24 protein-coding genes and 1 pseudogene are annotated in these 23257 nt (G+C 37.7%); 21 read left to right on the top strand and 4 right to left on the bottom strand.

The features are described from left to right. From ON09_RS08525 to ON09_RS08550, 7 genes are all read left to right on the top strand, one after another. A partial coding sequence (locus ON09_RS08525; protein ID WP_010600641.1) for a glycosylhydrolase-like jelly roll fold domain-containing protein occupies positions 1-1529 on the top strand: 1529 nt, incomplete at its 5' end. Positions 1530-1672: 143 nt separating this feature from the next. After that, positions 1673-3649, top strand: a complete 1977-nt coding sequence (locus ON09_RS08530; RefSeq protein WP_238533630.1) for an aceric acid hydrolase — start codon at positions 1673-1675, stop codon at positions 3647-3649. An 80-nt stretch (positions 3650-3729) separates the two neighbouring features. Then, positions 3730-4758: a sialate O-acetylesterase gene (locus ON09_RS08535; protein WP_238533631.1), complete on the top strand. Its 1029-nt coding sequence runs from the start codon at positions 3730-3732 to the stop codon at positions 4756-4758. Then, positions 4733-5158 (top strand): hypothetical protein, encoded by a 426-nt coding sequence (locus ON09_RS25950; RefSeq protein WP_238533632.1) that lies wholly within the window; start codon positions 4733-4735, stop codon positions 5156-5158. Before ON09_RS08535 ends, ON09_RS25950 begins: the two co-directional genes overlap by 26 nt. A gap of 87 nt (positions 5159-5245) precedes the next feature. After that, positions 5246-7489 carry a DUF5703 domain-containing protein gene (locus ON09_RS08540; RefSeq protein WP_157258883.1) on the top strand — a complete coding sequence of 748 codons (2244 nt, stop codon included), beginning with the start codon at positions 5246-5248 and terminating at the stop codon, positions 7487-7489. 98 nt (positions 7490-7587) lie between these two features. After that, positions 7588-8376 carry an L-fucose dehydrogenase gene (locus ON09_RS08545; RefSeq protein ID WP_010600644.1) on the top strand — a complete coding sequence of 263 codons (789 nt, stop codon included), beginning with the start codon at positions 7588-7590 and terminating at the stop codon, positions 8374-8376. Positions 8377-8509: 133 nt separating this feature from the next. Then, positions 8510-9526, top strand: a complete 1017-nt coding sequence (locus ON09_RS08550; RefSeq protein WP_010600645.1) for a zinc-binding alcohol dehydrogenase family protein — start codon at positions 8510-8512, stop codon at positions 9524-9526. A 115-nt stretch (positions 9527-9641) separates the two neighbouring features. Here ON09_RS08550 and araA read toward each other — a convergent pair whose 3' ends face one another. From araA to ON09_RS08570, 4 genes are all read right to left on the bottom strand, one after another. Further along, a complete protein-coding gene (gene araA / locus ON09_RS08555; RefSeq protein ID WP_010600646.1) occupies positions 9642-11132 on the bottom strand; it encodes an L-arabinose isomerase in 1491 nt (496 codons plus the stop codon). A gap of 405 nt (positions 11133-11537) precedes the next feature. Continuing rightward, entirely contained in the window at positions 11538-12236 is a 699-nt protein-coding gene (locus tag ON09_RS08560; protein ID WP_010600647.1) for an L-ribulose-5-phosphate 4-epimerase, read from the bottom strand. Beyond that, a complete protein-coding gene (locus ON09_RS08565; protein WP_010600648.1) occupies positions 12233-13933 on the bottom strand; it encodes a ribulokinase in 1701 nt (566 codons plus the stop codon). The genes ON09_RS08560 and ON09_RS08565 overlap by 4 nt, the downstream gene beginning before the upstream one ends. Before the next feature lie 212 nt (positions 13934-14145). Next, positions 14146-14370 (bottom strand): CDGSH iron-sulfur domain-containing protein, encoded by a 225-nt coding sequence (locus tag ON09_RS08570; protein WP_010600649.1) that lies wholly within the window; start codon positions 14368-14370, stop codon positions 14146-14148. Between the two features lie 193 nt (positions 14371-14563). Between ON09_RS08570 and ON09_RS08575 the strand changes: the two genes are divergently transcribed. The 14 genes and pseudogenes from ON09_RS08575 (at position 14564) to ON09_RS26970 (ending at position 23218) form a co-directional block, all read left to right on the top strand. Continuing rightward, positions 14564-14866 carry a hypothetical protein gene (locus ON09_RS08575; protein WP_010600650.1) on the top strand — a complete coding sequence of 101 codons (303 nt, stop codon included), beginning with the start codon at positions 14564-14566 and terminating at the stop codon, positions 14864-14866. Between the two features lie 17 nt (positions 14867-14883). Further along, a complete protein-coding gene (locus ON09_RS08580) occupies positions 14884-15318 on the top strand; it encodes a hypothetical protein (RefSeq protein WP_010600651.1) in 435 nt (144 codons plus the stop codon). Between the two features lie 15 nt (positions 15319-15333). Beyond that, the gene (locus tag ON09_RS08585) at positions 15334-15831 is read left to right on the top strand and encodes a peroxiredoxin family protein (RefSeq protein ID WP_010600652.1); all 498 of its coding nucleotides are present in this window, start codon (positions 15334-15336) and stop codon (positions 15829-15831) included. Between the two features lie 401 nt (positions 15832-16232). Further along, entirely contained in the window at positions 16233-16979 is a 747-nt protein-coding gene (locus ON09_RS08595; protein WP_010600654.1) for a DUF2931 family protein, read from the top strand. A 47-nt stretch (positions 16980-17026) separates the two neighbouring features. Beyond that, entirely contained in the window at positions 17027-17539 is a 513-nt protein-coding gene (locus ON09_RS08600) for a L,D-transpeptidase family protein (RefSeq protein WP_010600655.1), read from the top strand. A 31-nt stretch (positions 17540-17570) separates the two neighbouring features. Next, complete coding sequence (locus ON09_RS08605) at positions 17571-18284, top strand: XAC2610-related protein (RefSeq protein WP_157258884.1); 714 nt, start codon at positions 17571-17573, stop codon at positions 18282-18284. Then, entirely contained in the window at positions 18281-18940 is a 660-nt protein-coding gene (locus tag ON09_RS08610; RefSeq protein ID WP_010600657.1) for a hypothetical protein, read from the top strand. The genes ON09_RS08605 and ON09_RS08610 overlap by 4 nt, the downstream gene beginning before the upstream one ends. A 148-nt stretch (positions 18941-19088) precedes the next feature. After that, positions 19089-19451 carry a hypothetical protein gene (locus ON09_RS08615; protein ID WP_010600658.1) on the top strand — a complete coding sequence of 121 codons (363 nt, stop codon included), beginning with the start codon at positions 19089-19091 and terminating at the stop codon, positions 19449-19451. Beyond that, a complete protein-coding gene (locus ON09_RS08620; protein WP_010600659.1) occupies positions 19451-20293 on the top strand; it encodes a toxin-antitoxin system YwqK family antitoxin in 843 nt (280 codons plus the stop codon). Before ON09_RS08615 ends, ON09_RS08620 begins: the two co-directional genes overlap by 1 nt. 124 nt (positions 20294-20417) lie before the next feature. Continuing rightward, on the top strand, positions 20418-20771 hold the full coding sequence (locus tag ON09_RS08625) for a DUF6694 family lipoprotein (protein ID WP_010600660.1): 354 nt from the start codon (positions 20418-20420) through the stop codon (positions 20769-20771). Then, positions 20737-21321: a hypothetical protein gene (locus ON09_RS08630; protein WP_010600661.1), complete on the top strand. Its 585-nt coding sequence runs from the start codon at positions 20737-20739 to the stop codon at positions 21319-21321. The genes ON09_RS08625 and ON09_RS08630 overlap by 35 nt, the downstream gene beginning before the upstream one ends. A 31-nt stretch (positions 21322-21352) precedes the next feature. Further along, positions 21353-22147: a hypothetical protein gene (locus ON09_RS25475; protein WP_010600662.1), complete on the top strand. Its 795-nt coding sequence runs from the start codon at positions 21353-21355 to the stop codon at positions 22145-22147. A gap of 43 nt (positions 22148-22190) precedes the next feature. Further along, positions 22191-22804: pseudogene (locus ON09_RS26965) on the top strand (DUF6688 domain-containing protein); the annotation flags it as partial. Next, a complete protein-coding gene (locus ON09_RS26970) occupies positions 22778-23218 on the top strand; it encodes a DUF6688 domain-containing protein (RefSeq protein ID WP_051010189.1) in 441 nt (146 codons plus the stop codon). The pseudogene ON09_RS26965 and the gene ON09_RS26970, both read left to right, overlap by 27 nt. Positions 23219-23257: the final 39 nt, after the last annotated feature.

A 23257-nucleotide genomic window follows, 5' to 3' on the forward strand; every position in this document is an offset into this window, starting at 1 on the left:
ACGTACACACTTGGAAACTCGGTAAAGCTTGGGTAGATTACGCAGAGCGAACACAAAATCTTCTACAAAAAGGCAAACCAGTGGTTGATATTGCCGTTTTTACGGGCGAGGAATTACCCCGTCGTTCGGTGTTGCCAGACAGACTAGTGGAGACTTTGCCTGGTATTTTTGGTAATGATGTTGTTGAAGCCGAAAAAAAACGATTAGCAAATGCAGGAGAACCGTTAAGGCAAATCCCGGCAGGTGTTACCCATTCCGCAAACATGGCTGACCCGGAAAATTGGGTAAACCCACTTCGTGGCTATGCCTACGATAGTTTTAATCCAGATGTATTTAGTACTGCTACTGTTAAAGATGGTAATGTGTTTTTTGAAAGTGGTGCAGCTTATAAAATTTTGGTGATTCCAGGAGCGATGAAAATGAATCCGAATTACCAATATATGAGTTATAAGGTGGTGAAGAATCTTTCCGATTTGATAAAAGCTGGGGCTAAAGTAATTGTTGGAGATAAGCCGTTGTACCAATCTGGTTTAAAACAAATTAAACCATCAGAATTTGATAGTTTGGTTGAAGAAATTTGGGGAAGTAACTTTGATTCATTTAAAAGTGGTGGTAAACCAATTTATGTTAAGAACATTGGTTTAGGGCAGGTATATAAAGCTCCTTTCGAGGGTAACGATTTTAACAGCTTGGGATTGGAAAAGGATTTGGATATAAATGAAATTCCTTCAATGTTAAACTCCGTAATTCCCCCAACGAAAAATGTAACATTCACTCACAGAAAAACTGCTGATGCAGATATCTACTTTATCTCAAATCAAGAGGCTAAAGAAAGAGAATTTAATTTTTCATTTAGGATAAACGGAATGGTGCCTAAAATCTACAACCCGGTAACCAATGATACAGCAGCTTTAAAAAGCTGGTCGATTAAAGATGGCAGAACCTTTTTTAATTTAAAATTGCCAGCTAACGGTTCTCTATTTATAATTTTTGAAGATAAAACAGAGTTAACACAATTACAGGCTGGGCTAAATTCCAATAAATTTAAGACCGTTCAGGATATTTCTAATAACTGGCAGGTTCAATTCGATGCTGCCAATGGTGGTCCTTCGAAAGCTGTGGCTTTCAAAGCGCTAACAGATTGGACTAAACATCCTGATAGCTCAATTAAATACTATTCTGGAACGGCTATTTATTCAAAGACCTTTACTTACAAAGGAGATACGAAAAATGCCTGGATTGATTTAGGTGGGTTTTCGAGCATGGCTGAAGTTAAAATTAATGGCATTAGTTGTGGTACTTTATGGACCGCCCCGCATCGATTAGATATTAGCAAAGTCATTAAAAAGGGAGAAAATAAAATTACGATTGAAGTTGTAAATACCTGGGCTAATCGTTTAATAGGAGATAGTAAATTACCAGAAAATAAAAGACTTACAAAAACAACAGCACCATTTAGATTAGAGGGTAAACCTTTAAATCCGGCAGGTTTGTTTGGGCCTGTTGTTATACAGTTGGAGGAGAAGTAAAACTAATCGTCATTGCGAGGCACGAAGCAATCTATTTCAATAATGTAGATTGCTTCGTAACTCGCAATGACGGCATAAAAAATATATAACTAAATAGGATGAATATAAAGTTTGCATTCATAATCTTTTTAACCATGTCATTTATGCTGGTTAACGCACAAGATAAGGCGCTTGTTAATACTTCTAAAAGTAAATACGCAAAGCTGCATAGCGTAAACATGAGCGATGTAACCTGGACTAAAGGATTTTGGGCAGATCGGTTTAAAGTAGCAACTGAAACCATGGTGCCGAATATGTGGGCAATTTATAACGACCCAAAAATTAGTCATGCCTTTAAAAACTTTGAAATTGCGGCTGGTTTAGATACGGGTTTACATACCGGTCCTTCTTTCCATGATGGAGATTATTACAAAACCTTAGAAGCCGTTGCGAGTTTATATGCTTCAACCAAAAATCCAAAGCTAAATGCGATGATGGATAAGGCGATCGTTGTGATTGGAAAATCACAGCGTGAAGATGGTTACATCTACACTAAAGCGATGATAGAACAACGAAAAACGGGTTCGAACAATCAATTTCAGGATAGGTTAAGTTTTGAATCGTATAATATTGGACACTTAATGACGGCCGGTTGCATCCATTATCGGGCAACAGGAAAAACAACGCTATTAAACATTGCCAAAAAAGCAACGGATTATCTTTATAATTTTTATAAATCCGCATCGCCAACATTGGCTAGAAACGCCATTTGTCCATCGCATTACATGGGCGTTGTAGAAATGTACCGTACTACTAACGACCCTCGCTATTTAGAACTGGCCCAACATTTAATTGCCATTAAGGGTAAGATTGATGATGGAACAGATGATAATCAGGATAGAATTCCTTTTCTGCAACAAACGAAAGCCATGGGGCACGCGGTTAGGGCAAGTTATTTGTACGCTGGCGTTGCCGATTTATATGCAGAAACAGGCAAAGATTCGCTTTTAAATACGTTGAATTTGATGTGGAATGATGTGCAGAACCATAAAATGTACATTACAGGCGGTCTAGGCTCTTTATACGATGGAACATCTCCTGATGGAACTTCATACAATCCAGTAGATGTGCAGAAAATCCACCAGGCATTTGGTCGCGATTACCAGTTGCCGAATTTCACGGCACATAATGAAACCTGCGCTAATATTGGAAACATGCTTTGGAACTGGAGAATGCTGCAAATTACCGGCGACGCCAAATATGCAGACGTAATGGAATTGGCTTTGCATAACAGTGTTTTATCGGGGATCAGCCTGGATGGAAAGAACTTTTTGTACACTAATCCGTTGGCGCAGTCGAATGATTTGCCTTTCAAACAACGCTGGTCTAAGGATAGAGTGCCATACATTGGTTTATCAAATTGTTGTCCGCCAAACGTAGTGAGAACAATTGCCGAGGTAAGCGATTATGCTTACAGTGTTTCTAATAAAGGTTTGTGGTTCAATTTATATGGTGGAAATAACTTAACTACTAAATTAGCTGATGGAAGTAAAATTTCTTTATCCGAAGAAACCAATTATCCTTGGGATGGTAATATTAAAATATCTGTAAAAGAGATTGGAAATAAAGCCTATTCGGTTTTTCTTAGAATCCCAGCCTGGACTCAAAATGCTCAAATCAGCATTAATGGAAAACCAGAAAATATCAAAGCGATTTCAGGAACCTACGCAGAAATAAATCGTGTTTGGAAAAAAGGCGATATAATAGAATTGAATCTTCCAATGGAGGCTAATTTAATTGAAGCAAATCCCTTAGTCGAAGAAAATAGAAATCAAATTGCGGTAAAACGCGGACCGATTGTGTATTGCCTGGAATCAACTGATTTGCCTGGGAAAAGTATTTTTAATGCCTTTATCCCAACAAGCACAAAATTTGAAGCTAAACCAATAAAAATTGATGGTGCAGAAATGATGAGTTTGGTAGGAAATGCTAAAATTGTTGAACCGGATAGCTGGAAAAATGTATTGTATCGCCCGGTTAATAACAAAAATAAAGAAGCTGAAATTAAATTGGTGCCTTATTTTGCATGGGGCAATCGCGGGCATTCGGAAATGTCGGTTTGGTTGCCAGTAAGTAAATAAAAGTAAATGTCATTGCGAAGCACAAAGCAATAGTTGAAAAGATTGCTTCTTGCCTCGCAATGACGAAAAAAGAAAGATAAATGAAACTTAAACTCATCATATTTTTAAACCTTGCATTTTGCGCCATTGCAGCTGCAACGGTTAAACCTGCATCTATTTTTACCGACCACATGGTTTTGCAGCAACAAAGCAATGTTGCCATTTGGGGTTGGGCAAAACCCTCAAATAAGGTAAAAATCATCACTTCGTGGAATAGAGAAAACTATTCGGTTACTACAGATCAGAATGGGAAATGGAAGATTAAAGTGGCAACTCCTGTAGCTGGCGGACCTTATTATATTGAATTCAATGATGGGGAGAAGTTAATTTTAAATGATGTTTTAATTGGTGAGGTTTGGTTTTGTGGCGGCCAATCGAATATGGAGATGCCCATGAAAGGTTTCAAAAGTCAACCGATTATAGGTTCAAATGAAAAGATTTTAAAGTCTGCCAATAACAACATCAGACTATATACTGTTCCACGTTCTTCGATTACCGAGCGCCAAGATAATAGTAAGCCATCAGCATGGAAACCAGCAGCACCTGAAACGGTTTCTAATTTCAGCGCCACTGCTTATTATTTTGGTTCTTTGTTGAGTGAGATGTTAAATGTTCCTATCGGGATTATCAATGATAGCTACGGTGGATCTTCTATCGAGGCCTGGATGTCGCCCGAAGATTTGAAAGCGTTTCCTGAAGTTAAAATCCCCTCAAAAGGAGACACCATTAAAGAAGTTAGCAGAACGCCAACTACGCTTTACAACGGGATGCTTTATCCGGTAATAGGTTATGGAATCAAAGGAGCCATCTGGTACCAGGGTGAATCTAATTATGAAAGACCAGATCGTTATGAAGAATTGTTTCCTGCGATGGTGTCTTCGTGGCGGAAAAATTGGGATAATGGTGAATTTCCATTCTTTTATGCTCAAATTGCCCCTTACAATTATGCTCAGTTGCCACCTTACCACGTAGGAGGCAAATTCAATTCAGTCTTTTTTAAGGGATGCGCAGCGAAAATCTTTATCGAAAATCCCAAATTCAGGCATGGCTGTTTTAATGGATATTGGTGAAGAAAAATCAATTCATCCGGCAGGTAAAAAACAAGGGGGAGAAAGGCTGGCTTACCTGGCTCTGGCTCAAACTTATAGTATTAAAGGCTTTGGTGCGCTAAGTCCAACTTATGAATCTTTAACCATCGATAAAAATAAAGCCGTTATTAAGTTTCAAAATGTGCAAAATGGGTTAACTTCATTCGGTAAAGAACTCAGTTTGTTCGAGGTGGCGGGCACAGACAAGAAATTTTACCCGGCGAAAGCTGCAATAACAGGAAGCAGCGTAACTGTAACATCTGAACAGGTGAAAAACCCGGTTGCAGTACGTTACGCGTTTAAAGATTTCGTAATTGGCGATCTATTTGGAAATGATGGTTTGCCGGTTTCCTCATTTCGTACGGATGATTGGGATAATTAACAAAATTTAATTGAAATAAAGAGAATAATGCCGAAAAACACGGTTTTCAAATATTTAAAATTCACAAAGAATGTAAACCTCTTTTTTGTGTTCATTTTGTTTTGGTGGTTCATTCCAACAACTCAGGCACAACAAAACGTTATATGGAACACGCAAAGCCATAATTCATCAGAATCGATGCCTGTTGGCGGTGGCGATATTGGCTTAAATCTTTGGGTAGAAAAAGGCGAGGTTTATCTTTATTTATCTCGAAGCGGAACATTTGATGAAAATAATACATTGCTCAAACTCGGTCGGGTAAAGCTAAAATTCAGTTCTGACCCTTTCGAGGGGAAAACCTTTAAACAAGAATTGATTCTGAAAGATGGTTATGCTCAAATCGATGGATCGGATATTCAAATTAAGGTTTGGGTTGATGTTTTTAATCCGGTGATCCACGTAAATGTAAAATCTAAGCAAAAAATTACGACAGAGGCAAGTTATGAAAGTTGGCGTTTTGAAGATAGAATCACAAAGGGTAAAGAAAATAATCAAAACTCGTACAAATGGGCGCCTCAAGGCCTCGTGAAAACGGCAAAAGATGAAATTGCTTTTGAAAATAATGGCATTCAGTTTTATCATCAAAACAAAGCAGAAACCGTTTTTGATGTTGCTGTAAAACAGCAAGGTTTAGCAGATAGAAAAGCCGAATTGTACAACCCTATAAAAAACCTGATTTTCGGAGGATCGATGCAGGGAAAGAATATGGTTTCAGCGGGAAATGAGGCTGGAACTTATTTGAGTACGCCTTTTCAATCGTGGAAGTTAAAAAGTAAAATGCCATCGCAATCGCAAGAAATCACTATTGCTTTAAATATAAGTAAAGCTGGTATCCAAAATTGGAAAAAGGAATTGTATTCAATAAAACGAAATTCAACCCAAAAAGCCAGCATAAAATGGTGGAACGATTACTGGAAAAGAAGTTTTGTTTACATCAATTCGAAAAGCGAGCAAGCCAGTCAGTCATCAAAAAATTATCAGTTGTTTCGATACATGTTGGGTTGCAATGCCTTTGGTAAATACCCAACCAAATTTAACGGTGGGTTATTTACATTTGATCCTCAACTCACAGATACTGCTTTAAAATATACACCTGATTTTAGAAATTGGGGAGGTGGAACCCATACCGCTCAAAATCAACGTTTAGTCTACTGGCCGATGCTAAAAAGTGGCGATTTCGATATGATGAAGCCCCAGTTTGATTTCTATCTTGATTTATTAAAAAATGCGGAAATCAGAACCGAATCGGCTTGGGGGCATAAGGGTGCTAGTTTTACGGAGCAACTGGAAAACTTCGGCTTGCCAAATCCTGCAGAATATGGATGGAAGCGTCCTGCTGATTTTAACAAAGGCATGGAATACAACGCCTGGCTGGAGTATGAGTGGGATACCGTTTTAGAGTTTTGCATGATGATTCTGGAAACAGAAAGATACGGTGGAGCAGATATTGAAAAATACCTTCCTTTGATTGAAAGCTCACTGACTTTTTTCAAAGAACATTATACTTATCTGGCTAAACAGCGGGGTGCTAAAGCTTTGGATGCTAATGGTTATTTGGTTCTTTATCCAGGTTCGGGAGCGGAAACCTATAAGATGGCTTACAACTCAACCTCCACAATTGCAGCTTTAAAAACGGTTTTAGAAAGATTGATTGCACATCCTGGTTTATCAGCAAAACAAAAGAGTGATTGGGTAGAGATGCTCAGAACCATTCCACCAATTAGCTTTCGCGAGTTTGATGGAGAATCCGGGAGAAAACCAACCATCGCACCAGCAAAACTTTGGGAGCGCATCAACAATACCGAAAGTCCGCAATTATACCCGGTGTATCCATGGGGGATTTATGGTTTGGGCAAGCCCGGTTTAGATACGGCAATAAATACGTATCAATTAGATACCGATGTTTTAAAATTTAGAAGTCATGTGGGCTGGAAACAAGATAACATTTTTGCCGCAAGATTAGGTTTAACCGAAGAAGCTGCAAAATTGACGACTGCAAAACTGAAAAACTCCGGCAGAAGATTTCCAGCATTTTGGGGACCGGGTTTCGACTGGACACCTGATCATAATTGGGGCGGCTCGGGCATGATTGGTTTGCAGGAAATGTTAATGCAGGTTGATGGCAAGAAGATTATGTTGTTTCCTGCCTGGCCTGCGGATTGGGATGTGCATTTCAAATTACATGCACCATATCAAACTACTGTAGAAGTAGAATTGAAAAACGGAAAAATAGAAAGTTTAAAAGTCCTTCCGGAATTTAGAAAGGCAGATGTAATAAATATGATTAAATAAATGACTTGCCAAGTCGTCATACTGAATTCCTTTCAGCATCTTAATAAAAAAGATTTTGAAAAAAAACCAAGGTGAAGAAAGCGATAATTAAAAAAGATATGGATTTAAATTTAAAAGAAAAGGTAATCATTATCACTGGTGCTGCAAAAGGCATTGGTAGAAGCATTGCAGAAGTTTTTGCAAAAGAAAATGCTGTTGCTGTTATTGTAGGTAGAAAAGCCAACGATAATCAAAAAGTTGTGGATGCAATTGAAGAACAAGGTGGTAAGGCGGCTCAGTTTGTGGCAGAATTATCAAATCCAGATGACTGCAAAAAAGTTGTTGCCGAAATCATAAATCAGTTCGGTAGGATAGATGGTTTAGTGAACAACGCTGGTGTAAACGATGGTGTAGGTTTAGAAAATGGTAATTATGATGATTTCATGGCCTCACTCCATAAAAACGTGGTACATTATTATTTAATGGCACATCATGCCTTGCCTGAGTTGATCAAAAGCAAAGGTGCAATCGTAAACATTACCTCTAAAACCGCAGAAACCGGACAAGGAAATACCTCAGCTTATGCTGCAGCAAATGGTGGTAGAAATGCACTCACCCGCGAATGGGCAGTTGAATTACTAAAATACGGCATTCGTGTTAATGCCGTTGTGGTAGCAGAATGCTGGACACCCGCCTACGAAACCTGGATTGAAACCTTATCCGATGCTCAGGCAAAACTCGATGAAATCACTTCGAAAATTCCTTTGGAAAACAGAATGACTACGGCTGAAGAAATCGCAAATATGACTGCATTTTTAATGTCTGATAAATCGAGCCACACCACCGGACAAATTATCCATGTCGATGGTGGTTATGTTCATTTGGACAGAGCATTGGCAAACGCATAAAATACTTAATTGGCGGTCGTCATTGCGAGGCACGAAGCAATCTCTCTTTAATAAACTTATGAGATTATTTTGCGCCTCGCAATGACGAAAATCATTCATTCTATTCTATCATTCAAAATTCTATCCTTAAATAATGAAAACCCTTACTTGTACAATTCCCGGTACCTTTGAATACTCAGAAACTGAGAAACCTGAATTGAAAAAAGATCATTCTATTATAAAGATTAAACGAATTGGGATCTGCGGAACTGATTTACATGCCTTTGAGGGCACACAACCTTTTTTTAACTACCCGAGAGTTTTAGGACATGAGTTATCTGGTGAACTGGTGGAAGTCGATGGTGCAGAGGGTTTTAAGATAGGAGAGGCCGTTACCTTTATCCCATATTTTAATTGTGGTGAATGCATCGCCTGCCGTATGAATAAACCAAATTGCTGTGTTAAAATGCAAGTTTGTGGCGTTCATGTGGATGGAGGTATGCGTGAGTATCTTCAGGTGCCGTCGAGAACACTTTTACATGGCGACGGTTTAAGTTTCGACGAGTTAGCCTTAGTTGAACCTTTAGCTATTGGTGCGCATGGCGTTCGAAGAGCAGATATTCAACCTGGTGAATTTGTTCTGGTGATTGGCGCCGGTCCGATTGGCTTAGGAACCATGGAATTTGCCCGAATTGCCGGCGCTAATGTAATTGCATTAGATATTAACGAAGACCGCCTGGCTTTCTGCAAAGACAAGTTAAAGGTGGCGCATGTGGTAAATGCGCTTTCAGCTGATGTTACGGAACAACTTAGCAAAATTACCAACGGTGATATGCCAACGGTGGTCATTGATGCAACCGGAAATCAAAAGGCAATTAACAATGCGATTAATTACATGGCGCATGGCGCAAGGTTTGTATTAATCGGCTTGCAGAAAGGAGATTTAATTTTCAATCATCCGGAATTTCATAAACGCGAATCAACTTTAATGAGCAGCAGAAATGCAACTATTGAAGATTTCGAACACGTGATCAAATCAATGAAAGCTGGTTTGGTAAATCCTACAAATTACATTACTCACCAGGTAAAATTTGACCAAGTAAAGGATGAATTTGAAACCTGGTTGGATCCAAAAAATGGTGTAATTAAAGCAATGGTAAGTATTGACTAAATTTCTGCGGAATGACGTCGCAACGACCAGCTTCATGCAACTTCTTTTAAAAAATAAAAAAGCCGATAATTTGAAAAAACTATCGGCTTTTAAAATTTAATTGAGAGCTTGTATTTTATTTGTACGCCACTTCATTCCAATGCAATTCGTTTCTGAATTGATTGATTTTGGTATCGGCGCCAATGTTCACATATTCTAAACCTGCAATGTTTGCAAAATCTAATAGGTGTTCGGTAGTTAAATTCTGGCTGTAAGCAGTGTGGTGAGCACCACCAGCATAAATCCAGGCCGCACAACCTGTTTTCATATCTGGAAGTGGTTTCCAAAGCACACGGGCAACTGGCAAATGAGGTAAATCATTTTCAGCTTCAACAGCTGTTACCTCGTTGACTAATAAGCGGAAACGATTGCCCATATCAATCAAAGATGCATTTAAAGCATCACCGCCGGAAACATTAAATACTAAACGGGCTGGATCTGCTTTTCCGCCGATGCCCAATGGATGAACTTCTAAACTAGCTTTACCTGATGCCAAACTTGCATCCACTTCTAGCATGTGCGAACCTAAAACCATTGAATTAGCAGGATCGAAATGGTAAGTATAATCCTCCATAAAGGCATTTCCGCCAGGCAAGCCAGCACCCATCACTTTACAGGCACGAACCAATGCCGCTGTTTTCCAATCGCCTTCGCCTGCAAACCCATAACCATCGGCCATTAAACGCTGCGCTGCAATACCCGGTAACTGAATCATGCCATGCAAATCTTCAAAAGTGTCAGAAAAGCCTTTAAAGCCACCATCTTCTAAAAATTTCCGTAAACCCAATTCAATTTTAGCTGCATCATAAACCGATTGATGTCTGGCACCACCAGCTTTTAAATCTTCAGCCATTTCATAAGTTTCTTCGTATTCATTCAGTAAACCTTGAATAGCATCCTCAGGTATTGCATTAATTACAGCTACTAAATCACCTATGCCATAAGTATTTACAGCGAAACCAAATTTCATCTCGGCTTCGACTTTATCTCCATCGGTAACCGCTACGAAGCGCATATTATCGCCGAAACGAACAAATTTTGCACCTTGCCAATCGTTCCATCCAGCTGCCGCTCTACACCAGGTATCAATTTGTTTTGCTACTTCTTCATCTTGCCAATGCCCAACCACAACCTTACGATCTTTACGCATACGCGTAACCATAAAACCAAATTCACGGTCTCCATGAGCACTTTGGTTTAAATTCATGAAATCCATATCGATAGTGTTCCACGGAATATCACGATTAAACTGCGTATGCAAATGCAACAAAGGCTTTTGTAAAACATTCAAGCCTCTAATCCACATTTTTGCGGGCGAAAAGGTGTGCATCCAGGTAATTACCCCGATACAATTTTCATCAATATTGGCCTGTTGTAAAGTCTCAAAAATTTCCTCTGTGGTTTTTACAATCGGCTTAAAAACTACCGAAACCGAAATATTTCCGTTCTGGTTTAATGAGTCTGCTACTTGTTGTGCATTGTCTGCCACCTGTTTTAAGGTTTCTTCACCGTACAAATGTTGTGTACCCGTTATAAACCAAACTTGTAATTTTTTTAAATCAATCATTTTATACTTGTTTAATTGCTTATTGTTTTATCGGTTAACTAAAATGACAGCTAACTAAGTTTTATTCATTTTTTGTAAAGCAGGTTTCAGGTTTCATCGCTCAGGACAGTCCTGCTTTCCGTTTTACTTCGCCCAACCAAAGGTCGGGACTTCATGCTCACTTCAATCAGGTTTATTTAACTTAGGTAAACCGTACAATCTTAAACCCGACAGGAGCGGCAGCCCCAGCTTTTTCTGCTGGGCTAAAGCAAATGGCGGGACTTTCGTAACCGAAGTATCACCACACTTGCTTTTCAACTTATTCTTTTTTTTCTATTCGATATTTCGAGGAACTGTCAGTCTGAGTTTTGGACGACCTATTTTGTTAAAGAGCTTCGTGCCTCAGCATGAAAAAAGTTTTTACTATTACTGTCCGTAGTAAGCACTTGAACCATGCTTTCGCTCATAATGCTTTTCAATTAAAGAATCTTTTAACTTCGGCGCCTGCGGATTTATCTGTTGCGTTAACAACGCCATTTGCGCTACCGCTTCTAACACGGCGCTATTGTAAACCGCTTTTTCAGCTGTCTTTCCCCAGGTAAAAGGAGCGTGGTTGCCTACTAAAATCATCTCCACCTCTTTATGGCTTAGTCCAAGGTTTTCAAAATGGTTCATAATTTGAAAACCGGTTTCGTATTCATAATTACCTTTAATCATGGCATCATCCATCGGCGGTGCGCATGGAATATCAACTGTTAAATGGTCTGCATGCGTGGTTCCGTAAATTGGAATGGCCTTTTGAGCCTGAGCCCAGGCTGTTCCATAAGTTGAGTGTGTGTGAACAATGCCACCAACATCTTCCCAATGTTTATATAAAACAGCGTGAGTTTTGGTATCAGATGATGGGCGCAAATTTCCTTCGACAGTATTGCCATCGAAATCAACGATCACCATTTTGTCGGCCGATAATTCCGGATAAGGAACCCCACTAGGTTTGATGGCAAAAACGCCTTTATTCCGATCAGCCGCACTTACGTTTCCAAAAGTAAACAACACCAATCCTAATTTAGGTAATTCCATATTGGCCAGGTAAGCCTGCTCTTTTATATCCTGATAGTTGCTCATGATAAATAAGGTTTTACATCTTTTTTATTATAACGCTCTAAGTACCTGCCTAAGCCTAAATATTGCTGATAATGCATTCTGTACATTTTTTTCTTTTTAACATTTGGCGTATATTCTTTTTCAAACCCGGTTCCCATTGCGGCCATAGCATCTTCTATGGTTGGATAAATGTCTGCTGCAACAGCGGCAAACATAGCGGCACCTAAAGCACAGGTATGTTCGAATCGGTGGATTCTGATCGGCATTTCTAAAACATCGGCCATCATTTGCATAATGTAGGATGACTTTTTAGCTACACCACCAATACCAATGATTCCTTTTACCGGGACGCCTTGCTCTTTAAAACGATCGACAATTGCTTTTGCTCCGAAACAAGTTGCAGCAGCTAAGGCACGGAAAAATCTTGGTGCATCGGTACCTAAACCTAAACCCGTTATCGCACCCTTAAGCTCCTGGTTGGCATCAGGCGTACGTCTGCCGTTAAGCCAGTCTATCGCTAATTCCGCATAGTCGTCATCTTCCAATGCTTCTGCTTGTTTGCTCAAGTTAGCAATGATTTTGTTTTCCAGTTCATCTTTTAACGCAATGGCAGTTGCTTCATCAATTAAATCAGATTCGGTTAGCAAATGATTTAATGGCCAGCTGATTAAGTTTTTAAACCAGGCATAAACATCGCCAAAAGCTGATTGCCCGGCTTCTAAGCCAGCCATACCTGGGATGACAGATCCGTTTACCTGCCCGCAGATTCCGTTGATTAATTTCCCATGTAAATCCTGGTTCGGTGCCACTAAAATATCGCAAGTACTGGTGCCCATTACTTTACTTAAATAGTAAGGCTCTATTTGGCCACCAACGGCACCCATGTGGGCATCGAAAGCACCAACGCCAATTACCACATTGGTATTTAATCCTAATGTATTTGCCCATTCTTCGCTTAATGTTCCAGCGGAGACATCAGAAGTATAGGTATCTGCAAAAAGTTTGTCTCTAAACCCAGCCAAAAGCGGATCAAGGCTACTGAAGAAGTTTTCCGGAGGTAAGCCATCAAATTCCTCTGCCCATAACGCTTTGTGCCCGGCAGCACAGCGACTACGTTTCATGGTTGAAACATCTGTTCCGCCAGTGAGTAAAAATGGAATCCAATCGCAATGCTCAACCCATGATTGTGCATTTTGTTTAATTGAAGAATCAATTCTTAAAATGCGCAACAATTTAGACCAGAACCATTCCGAAGAATAAATTCCACCTACATATTTTAAATAGTTAACCGGAAATTTGGTGGCATGTTCATTAATTTCAGCAGCTTCTTTAACCGCTGTATGATCTTTCCAGAGTACAAACATGGCATTTGGGTTTTCTTCAAAGCCCGGAGTTAATGCAAGGGGCGTTCCTGTTGCATCAACTGCAACCGGACTAGAGCCTGTAGTATCTATCGAAATTCCTTTAACCAATTGCGCAATATCCGATCCGCCAGCTTTTGCCAAACAATCTTTAATCGTGTGAGTTAAACCTTCAATATAATCTAAAGGATGTTGTCTGAATTGATTAATGGACGGCTTGCAGTATAAACCCTTTTGCCATCGTGGGTAAAGAAAAACGGAAGCCGATATCTCTTTTCCGTTGGCGGTATCTACCAGAACGGACCGAACAGAATCCGTCCCGTAATCTACACCAATTACATAGTTTGCTGTGCTCATAACAATAAATAATCGTCAAATTAACGTTTATTTATTTAAACTAAGAAATTTTAAATATTTTTTTAATACACAATTTAGAAAAATATTCCTGTTAAGTGGTTAGTGGCCGATTTGACTATTAGATAAACGAAATAATCACATTATTTTAATATCCTTTTTACACAAAAAAGCCCTGCATTTTGCAAGGCTCTGAAAAATATTAAATTTTGGATTTACACCTTTTTTGGAGGTAAATCAAAAGCAATTGCCTCATGTTCAAAGTGACCATTGTGTGCACCGTCGCAAAAAGGTTTGTTTTTAGATAAACCGCAACGGCAGATTGAAAGTACTTCTCTTCCTTGTAAACCATAAACGTTTCCGTTTCTATCCACAATTTCGAAATCGCCTTCAATTTTTACCGATCCATTGTTATTGATCGTTAGTTTCGTTTTAGACATAATGTTTTGTTAGTATGCTCCAAAATTAATTCAAATGGAAACGAAATAAAGAATTTGTTTGCAGTTTAGAAACGTTCCGTGTAGAAATTGTTTGCTTTGCAGATAGTAAGTGATTACATGCGAATAGTGAACCATCCCTAACGAATATGAATCTTCCAAAACCTAAGCATTGAATAAATGTATTTTTAATAAAATGAATCTAAAAAGAGAGTTGCAAAAACGTTTCTTAATCAGGCTGATTATTGGTATTGTCCCATTAGTTTTTTTTATTGTGGCGCTGTTTACAGCAAGAGAAAGCGGAAATAGTGGCATGTCTCTTAATCTTGGAAAGTTTGTTCCAGCGACTTTCTTTGTTGCCTGGGAGACATTTTTAATTGTAGAAGCATTAATACTATTTGTAAAACACCGCATAAAAGATGGCTTAATGAGTATCTATGCAGCATCATTACTCGGAATGATATTTATTGTCAGCCTTTATGTAGAACATCAATATTAACCACTTACATCAGAACTATGAAAATCATACTTGGCCTATTTTTAACTTTAATAACCTTTACTGCAACTAATGCTCAGGATATTAAAACAACTTTATACAGTGGTACAGTCAATAACCGGACAGTGCGCTTATATCTAAAAGAGCTAGGCAACCAATGTGGTGGTTCCATGATGAACATATATGAAAGCATATATCAATATGGCAAAGGAAAAAACTGGATAGAACTTTCTGTATCTACGAATGGGAAAGGAAATTTCTGCTTAACTGAATACAATTTTTCTGGCGTGATGATCGTAAAAAAGAATGGTAATCGCCTGAATGGGGTTTGGATAAGTCCGGATGGTAAAACGCAATTAAAAGTTGCATTAGAAGAGATCAATCTTTCAGTTAAAGAGAAAGAAGTTATTGAGTCCGATCTCGAACGAACACACTATGAAAACTACGATTGTTAATCAAATACCTTATTTATGAAAAAGTTAATGATGTTAAGCCTGGTGATAATTGCCTTGTTTGGATGCAACGGTGAATCGCAGGAGAAATTGAAAGATGAAAAAATCAAAGAGGTGGTCGCGGCAAATAAAACAGCTATCGATTTACTTCTTGGCAGTAGTCCTAAAGAGTTTTCGGTAAAAACAGTTGATGGAAGCTTATTTAAATCAGCAGAAAATAAAGGGAAACACTGGGTGGTTTTTGTTTACCAAAATAGCTACCTCAACAAGTCAGAAAGTTACGATTTGGTATCAGAATTGAATGCTACACATCAAAAATATGGTAAACATTTTCCGATGATTGGCATTGTAAATGGATTTTCTGATGATGCAGCGGCGATGACAAAAAGCATATTGGAAGCTAAATTCAATTTTAAACAAATTGACAACACTCAGGGGCCTGAAAAGGATGAGGTGATCAACGAAAATGTTTATTGCACACCCGCTAAAATTTTAATAAACCCTGAAGGAAAGTAGTTTACAATGGATGCGGCGGCAAAACAGAAACCTTTGATGCATTGCTAGACAGCTTAGTTAGAACAAATAGAATGTAATCATATCATGATATGGAAAACAAAGAATTGCAATTAAACAAGCAAAAAACAGCAATCTATCCATATTGCTTATCGTGGTTAATTTAATTTTGTTACTCATTTTTGCAAATATTGGTGATAGTTTAGATGATGAGCTTAGCGTAAATTATTGTTACTTATCTTTTGGCACGACAGTTTTATTGGGCTTTTATGCCTTCAGTTACCACGGCAAAGGTTATCGAATAGCGAAATGGCTGTTTGCCGCCTCGTTAATAATTAGCGCACTATTAATTGGCTTATTGTTGTATTCCGCAGGCTTAGCAAAGGCATTTCAACATTAATATTATGAAGCTTAATTTTGTCAATAAGTTATACATCGCGGTAACCTTGGTGTTAGTTGTGGCAATTGTTTTTAGAACTTTTAGTTACAAGGGTTGGGAGCGGTATCACTATTTTTCAAGCGTTTGCGCACCAGAAAGTTATCCAATAGCTATCCATAATTCTTATTTTATTTTGGCTGATGGGGATTTGGGATACATAAAAGATGAGGCTGTAGAAAATTATACTTCTAAATGGGGCGAAGACTACTATTTCGCTGAAAGCAATCGGCGGGAACGTTTACCCGTAAAACTGGTTTTACAATATGTTTCATATAGGGATAAAAAATTTTACAGCGACACTTTAAACTTGCCAAAAGAGAAAATCAAGCAAGTTTTTAAATCTGCCTTCCAAAATAAACAGGTAATAAAATTATTCAACCCTTCAGGGGATGTAAAAGGCCTTACGTTTTTAGTTGGTATTGCTAATGACGGAAATGTGGCGGTATGGTTGAGGGGTGTTTTTTTGGAAAAATTAATCTTGAAACAAAAGTTAAGTTCGAAAGAACCACAGGGCGATGAAACTTACTACGAAAAACGATTGTCGAAAGCTGAATACATAGAAAAACGCTTTGAAGACTTGCCCGATAGTCTGAAATTAAAACTTAATAGCGGCTTTGATATTAAAGCAAATTACATCGACACACCAACGTACTACATTGATAAAAACAAAGAATTGTGGGAATACCAGAAGAAGAATGGATTTATAGAGTAGTGGACTTTTTGAATTAATCAAGGCTCCAATTTATTAAAAAATAAAAAATGAAAAAGTTATTGCTGCTAATGGTTTTGATATTGATGGCTGCTTTGATTTACAATATCTACCCGGAAGCTAAACTTGCTAAAACTGCGCAGATAGATTCTTTGGTGGTTTTTAAATCTCAACATCAAATGCTGGCCTATCAGCAAGGAAAATTGCTCAAAACATATCAGGTTTCATTTGGGAATAGCCCAACAGGGCATAAAGAATTTGAAGGGGATGAGAAAACACCTGAAGGCATTTATGCCATCAATGCCAAAAATGATAAAAGTGGCTATCATAAAAATTTAGGCATTTCTTATCCGAATGCACAAGATATTAAACATGCAAAATTAATTGGAAAATCACCGGGTGGTGATATTAAGATACATGGCTTGCGAAATGGTTTGGGTTTGATCAACAAATTTCAAAGGTGGTTTAACTGGACCAATGGTTGCATTGCTTTGACAGATACCGAAGTTGATGAATTGTATCAGTCAGTGAAAATCGGATCCAAAATTCAAATTAATCCGTAATTCGATGAGGTGTGAAACAAACTTTTTAGCATTGAGAAATACAATTATGCTATTTCTTTTACTCTTGATATTTGGATGCAACTCAGCACCGAAAAAACTACCTGTGATTAAAAATGATACCTCGGTTAAACAAAAAGTAAAACAAGCAGAATCTGCTAATCAAGTTCTTCGGAATACCAGTGATAGCAAAGTTTTTAATCAATGCGATCCAAATTGTGTATGGCACTATTACCATCCATTTCCGGACAGCACTTACGTAATTGCCATTCAAAACTGTGGTGAAGAATACATAGAAAAGGAGAAGAATACACGTGTATATTTCGGAATAGATAGGGGATTAACTGATAAAATTATTTGGACGCAAAATCTCTATATTCATCCAAATGGTGGTGGAACGCTTAAACATGAAGATTTTGATGGCGATGGTGTTGAGGATTTACTGATTTTTAAAGAAACCGGCGCCCGTGGCAGTAACGAATATCATTATCTCTATCTGATTGATCAACAGAAAAAGCAGGTAACGAAAGTTCAGGGCTTTGATGACGTGGTAAATCCAAGTTATGATCAAAAACACCAGGTGATCTTATCATATGGATTTGCCGGTAAAAACTATTTCAGTGTTTATAAAATTTCAAATCACAAAGTTTTTCAGGTTGGCGAGAGTTTTGAAGATGATTTTGAAGGAGATGAAGATATATTGGATCAAAAAATCTTGAAGATTTTGAAAGAGGAGAAAATAAAATGAAAAATAAAATTTTAATATTGATGTTGTTGTTTGCAGTAAGTTCTTGCAAGAGCAAACCAGATCAGTCAACTCATGTATCAGATCTAGCTGCTAAAAATGATACATCAAAGTTGAGCAAAACAGTCATGGGCATCAGTGCAGAAAATAAAAGCAATACTTCATGGGTTGATGATTTGAAAGATTTTCGGCAGGCATTGTACAGCAAAGATGTCGCTAAGCTAAAAACCTACTTTAGTTTTCCTGTCGGCGATGATAACTGGGGATATCCGGTTCAGTTTACAGCGGACGAGCTTAAAGAACGAAAAGCTAAATACGCAAATCCCAGTTTATTGTACGAAAAAGATTTTGAACGCTACTATGACCAAATTTTCGATAAGGATCTGCTAAAATCTATCATGAAGCTAAAAACGGCAAGTCTTCTTCAAAACCATCAAGCAGAAACCCAAGAATTTAATGAAGGCGATTTTAACTTCAAATTATTAGCAAACTATTATGAGAAAGATAAAATCACACTGCACTTAAACCTTAGTTATTCCAATAATGCCGTCGATGAAAATGGAGATCCGGTGAGTGAAGGAGAACACAATAAGATTTATGTATTTGATATTGTTGAGGGCAAAAAGCTGCGTTTTCAACGAATCGTATTTGCCGGATAAATGATCAGGTTAAATCAGCGATAGCTGTTATAAATTTAATAATATCTGGCAAACAATAACGAATAATAAATCAAAGCTGGCGAATAATAAAGGGTAAATTTTTGTGAGTGAAAAACCGATAAATTGGTATCATAAAACTTTATTATTTATGAAAAATATTAAAATCTTTTGTCTTTTATTTCTTGTGGGCGCTCTTCTTGCCTGTTCAAATTCACTTAAAAGTGATGGTGTAGATTATTTCTCCAAGTCGGATATTAAAATTCCAAAATTTAGCGATGAAACCATAAACAATCATCTAAACGAATACAAAAACCTGTATAATTTAGTGCTTACCTCAGTTACCAGCAATGCGAAAGATAACGCACCTCAATTAAGTATTTCATTTTCCGATTGGGCTATCACTTCACTTAAAATTGAAGACAAATTAAAAGGGCAGGAGAAAAAGGATTACCTCGCACTTTTGGATGTGTTGGCAAAAAAATGGAACGAACAGCGTGATAAATTATATTAATGATGAAACTGTTTAAAAGAACTTCCCAATCTTACCTCATCGTAACATTAAGTTTAATCGCAAATTCGGTGTTTGCCCAACTTCCAGAAGAAATCAAATGGAAACATCTTCAAAAAAGTTATAGCTCAGATAGCAGTCAGTTGGTGCTGAGTTTAAATAACAAACTTTTACAGGGCAAATATAAAATACCATTTGATGAAGGCGGTTTTGCACTTTACAACATCAAAGCGGGCGTAATTACGGGTGAAGCATTTTGGTATTCTCAGGGCGGAACATTAGAATGCAAACTTCACTATAAAAATGGTGTTCGTAACGGGGTTAAAGAAAATTACGACAACCAAGGCAAAGTTTGGTTGCGTCAGGATTATAAAGACGGTAAAAAAAATGGTGTTAGTGAGATGTTCAGCAATGGAAAATTGGTAAACAAATCACTTTATAAGGCTGATAAAAAGCATGGCTTGTCTCAAACGTTTTCTGGCGACCAGGTGCTAACTGAAGCTTATTATGAAAACGATCTGAAAAACGGAACTTCAAAAACCTATAGTTTAGATGGAAAGCTTGCTACTGAAGCCAACTACAAAGATGATAAGCGAAATGGCTTTTATCGGGTTTTTAATGATGGAGAAATCATGTCAGAAACCAATTATAAAGATGACTTACAAAATGGTTTGTCGACAACATATGCACTCGGTAAGAAAAATATGGATACCGAGTTTGTAAATGGCAAACGTCATGGAGTGTCACACATGTACAAACCTGATGGAACCGTACTTTTTACACATTATTACCTCAATGGCGAAAAGGTAACGGAGACAATTTATAGGCAGTCACAAAAGAAATAGAATTATCTATTGCGCTCATTTTAAAGTAGTCTAGGAATTTTTAAGACATTTCGGCTACGCTCAAAGATAATGTGTGTGAAAAGTAACGATTGAACAGTTCTCAATATCGAATAGATACCTCAAAATGAAAAACACTTATTCAACGCTAATAATTGCCTGCAGCATGTTGCTACTGTCTGCCTGCGGACCCAAAATCTCTGGCAAAGACGAACAATCTTTTAAAACTTCCAGAGCAAAAATGGAAAAAAAACTAGATGCAAATGAAAAAGAAAATCTTGAAAAAGCTTTTCGGCTTATCGCGGTAAAAGCAATGAAAGAAAAGTGGAATTCACCGGAAAAATATAAAGGCAAATCATTTGATGAAATTTCGATGGAAATGATCGATGGTAAGAGCTACAGTGCGATCATCAGCTTTGCTGAAGACTTTTTAGCTGCTGACAGAGATGAAAAGATTATCAAAAAAACAAGCAGAGATTGATAGTTTAGAAAAAGATAAACTTAAGGTTACCAAAGTTAATAAGCAGATAGATGCTTTTAAATTAACTAAAATTTCCATCAGCGAAGACCAGTTTTTTTCGGATGATCCGAAATCACCTTACTTGGACTTGGTTTTCACAAATACTTCCACCGAAGCGTTAATTGGCGAATACATGTTTAATATTGAAATTTACTCGAAAAAAACTGGAGAGAAAATAGCTGCTCAAGGTAGTGGAGGAACCTTTAACGACGATTATGCCATTAAGCCCAATGAAACTTATGATTATCATCAACCCTTATTCAGCGAAGCAGTGGCTCATAGTAACCTTTGGAAAACTACGAAATATCCAATCACTGATTTCGCTCCGTACGATTTGGTAATCAAAGCTTACGCTAGTAAAATCACAACAAAAAAAGACGGCGTAATCATTAGGCCCAAAGCAGATGCGGCTTATTTCGATGCTGAAATAAAAAAGCTGAATGAAGAAATAAAAGTACTTAAAGAAACAAAAGCATCTTTGGATGAATTGGAATTGACTGATCACGACTAATATGCGAAAGCTTAACGTAAATATTTGTTTCATGCTGTTAAGTTGCATTTTACTGGGCGCTCAATCTTGCATCTCACGGCTAAGGCGACCAGAGATCACCGGGGTGATTGTAGATTACGATCGAAACCCCATTGCCAATTGTAAGGTTGGCGAAACTTTAACAGATCAGAACGGAAAGTTTAAACTTGCCGAACAACGTTACAACGCATTCTTTTTAACGGAAATATTTGCAATGGAAGCTCCTCCCTTAATGGTTTTTGAGCCAGTAGAAAAGGAAGGCTTTGAAAAAGATGCAATTTCTATTTTTCATAAATGGGGTGGCGGACGTAGAAAAGGTGCGAAAACCAATATCGATACTATTTTTTTAAGAAAAACTAATCAAACGTTTAACATCGTAACTTTGCTGAAAGACAGTGATTGGAAAATAGGCTTTAATAAATCTGCAGATACCATTTATCTAGTTAAAAATGGTTTTAGAGAATGGTGCAAAACAGATAGATGTAGCCCGTTTTACAGCGAATATGAAGGGCTTGTAGACAACGCCTATACTGGTGCTAAAAATCTCCCAAAGGGAATGATTAGAAGATCGATAGATGTGAGATTTGAAGCAGAAAAATCGCCTGTAAAAATTAATATGATTTGCGAATACATCAGCACTTTCGATGGTCCAAACCGACCACCAGATACTACAAATACGAGAGGAAGTTATCAGATTTTGAATAACTCCGAAATGATTTTGGACGCAGGTAAGATTGAACAACTTACCGGAAAATATCATGTTTCTGATGTGGATTTGTATCAAATGAAACTAACGAAGGCGAATTAAAATGACAGTATTCATCATTTTATTTTTTATTACTTGCCCTGTGATGGGTTACTTTTTTTATAAGATACTAAGGCAAAATACAAAACCTATAACCGTAATCTGGGAATTCGTTTTCATAAGTTTTTTTGTTTTGTCTGGGTGTTTATTCTGTTTAGTATGGCTATTTAATGGCGATGACTATTATACGGCCATCGATATCGTAGATGGAGGTTACACACCATTTGCATCTAAACATTTACCAACATTGATCGTGTTTTTTGTGCTTGCTGTTTTCGGGCTTATTAAATTGTGGTACAAAGGTAAGACATTGCCACCCTTGCTATTTTCACTTTGCATAGTGTTTGTAATCATTGGCATTTCAATAAGTGCAGCGGTTATTATACAAACCAGTACCAATACAGAGCAAAGTGGCGAAACATTTCTATTTGCATTGCTACCAATAGCTTACATGATCACGAGTATCACCGTATTAGTGAGTTTAGTTATTGCGGAGGCCGGAGAGGCAAACACAAAAACCTATCTCAATAAATTTTTAAACTATTTAAATCAGAAATTAGCCAAAACAGAAAACCAATCCTGTGGATTCTTGCCATGCTCATTCCTGTCTTTGCAATCGTCGTGGCGATCTTAATGCTTTTCGGTCAGGATGCCAACTCGATTACGAAAGTATTTACCGAAACCACTACCTGGACATTTTCCCAAAAAACACATCCGCCATTTTTAGGACACGAAGGACATTATCTCTGCACCGTTGCCGTTTGTGGGACGCCTTCAATCGTGAAACCTTTACGTCTCGGAAAAAGACATGGCCACGAAATTGTTGTCAATCGTCAGTTATTAATAGCCAATGCTTTTGAAGAGTTGATACAGCAAAACGCACCTGCTTTTCACAAGGTGATTAGAAGTTTTTATGATAAGTATGGTTATCCGCTATCGCGGAAAATTACGACTCCAAAAGCTTCGAATACAGTTTATCTTTTGATGAAACCTTTAGAGTATTTCTTTTTGATAGTGCTGTATTTGTGTAGCGCCAAACCTGAAGAAAAAATCAATAAACAGTATGCTATTTAATGAGAAAACCATTCTGGTCATGAAGTTTAGATAATACAG

Origin of the sequence: Pedobacter agri PB92 (assembly GCF_000258495.1) — a bacterium.
Classification (GTDB): domain Bacteria; phylum Bacteroidota; class Bacteroidia; order Sphingobacteriales; family Sphingobacteriaceae; genus Pedobacter; species Pedobacter agri.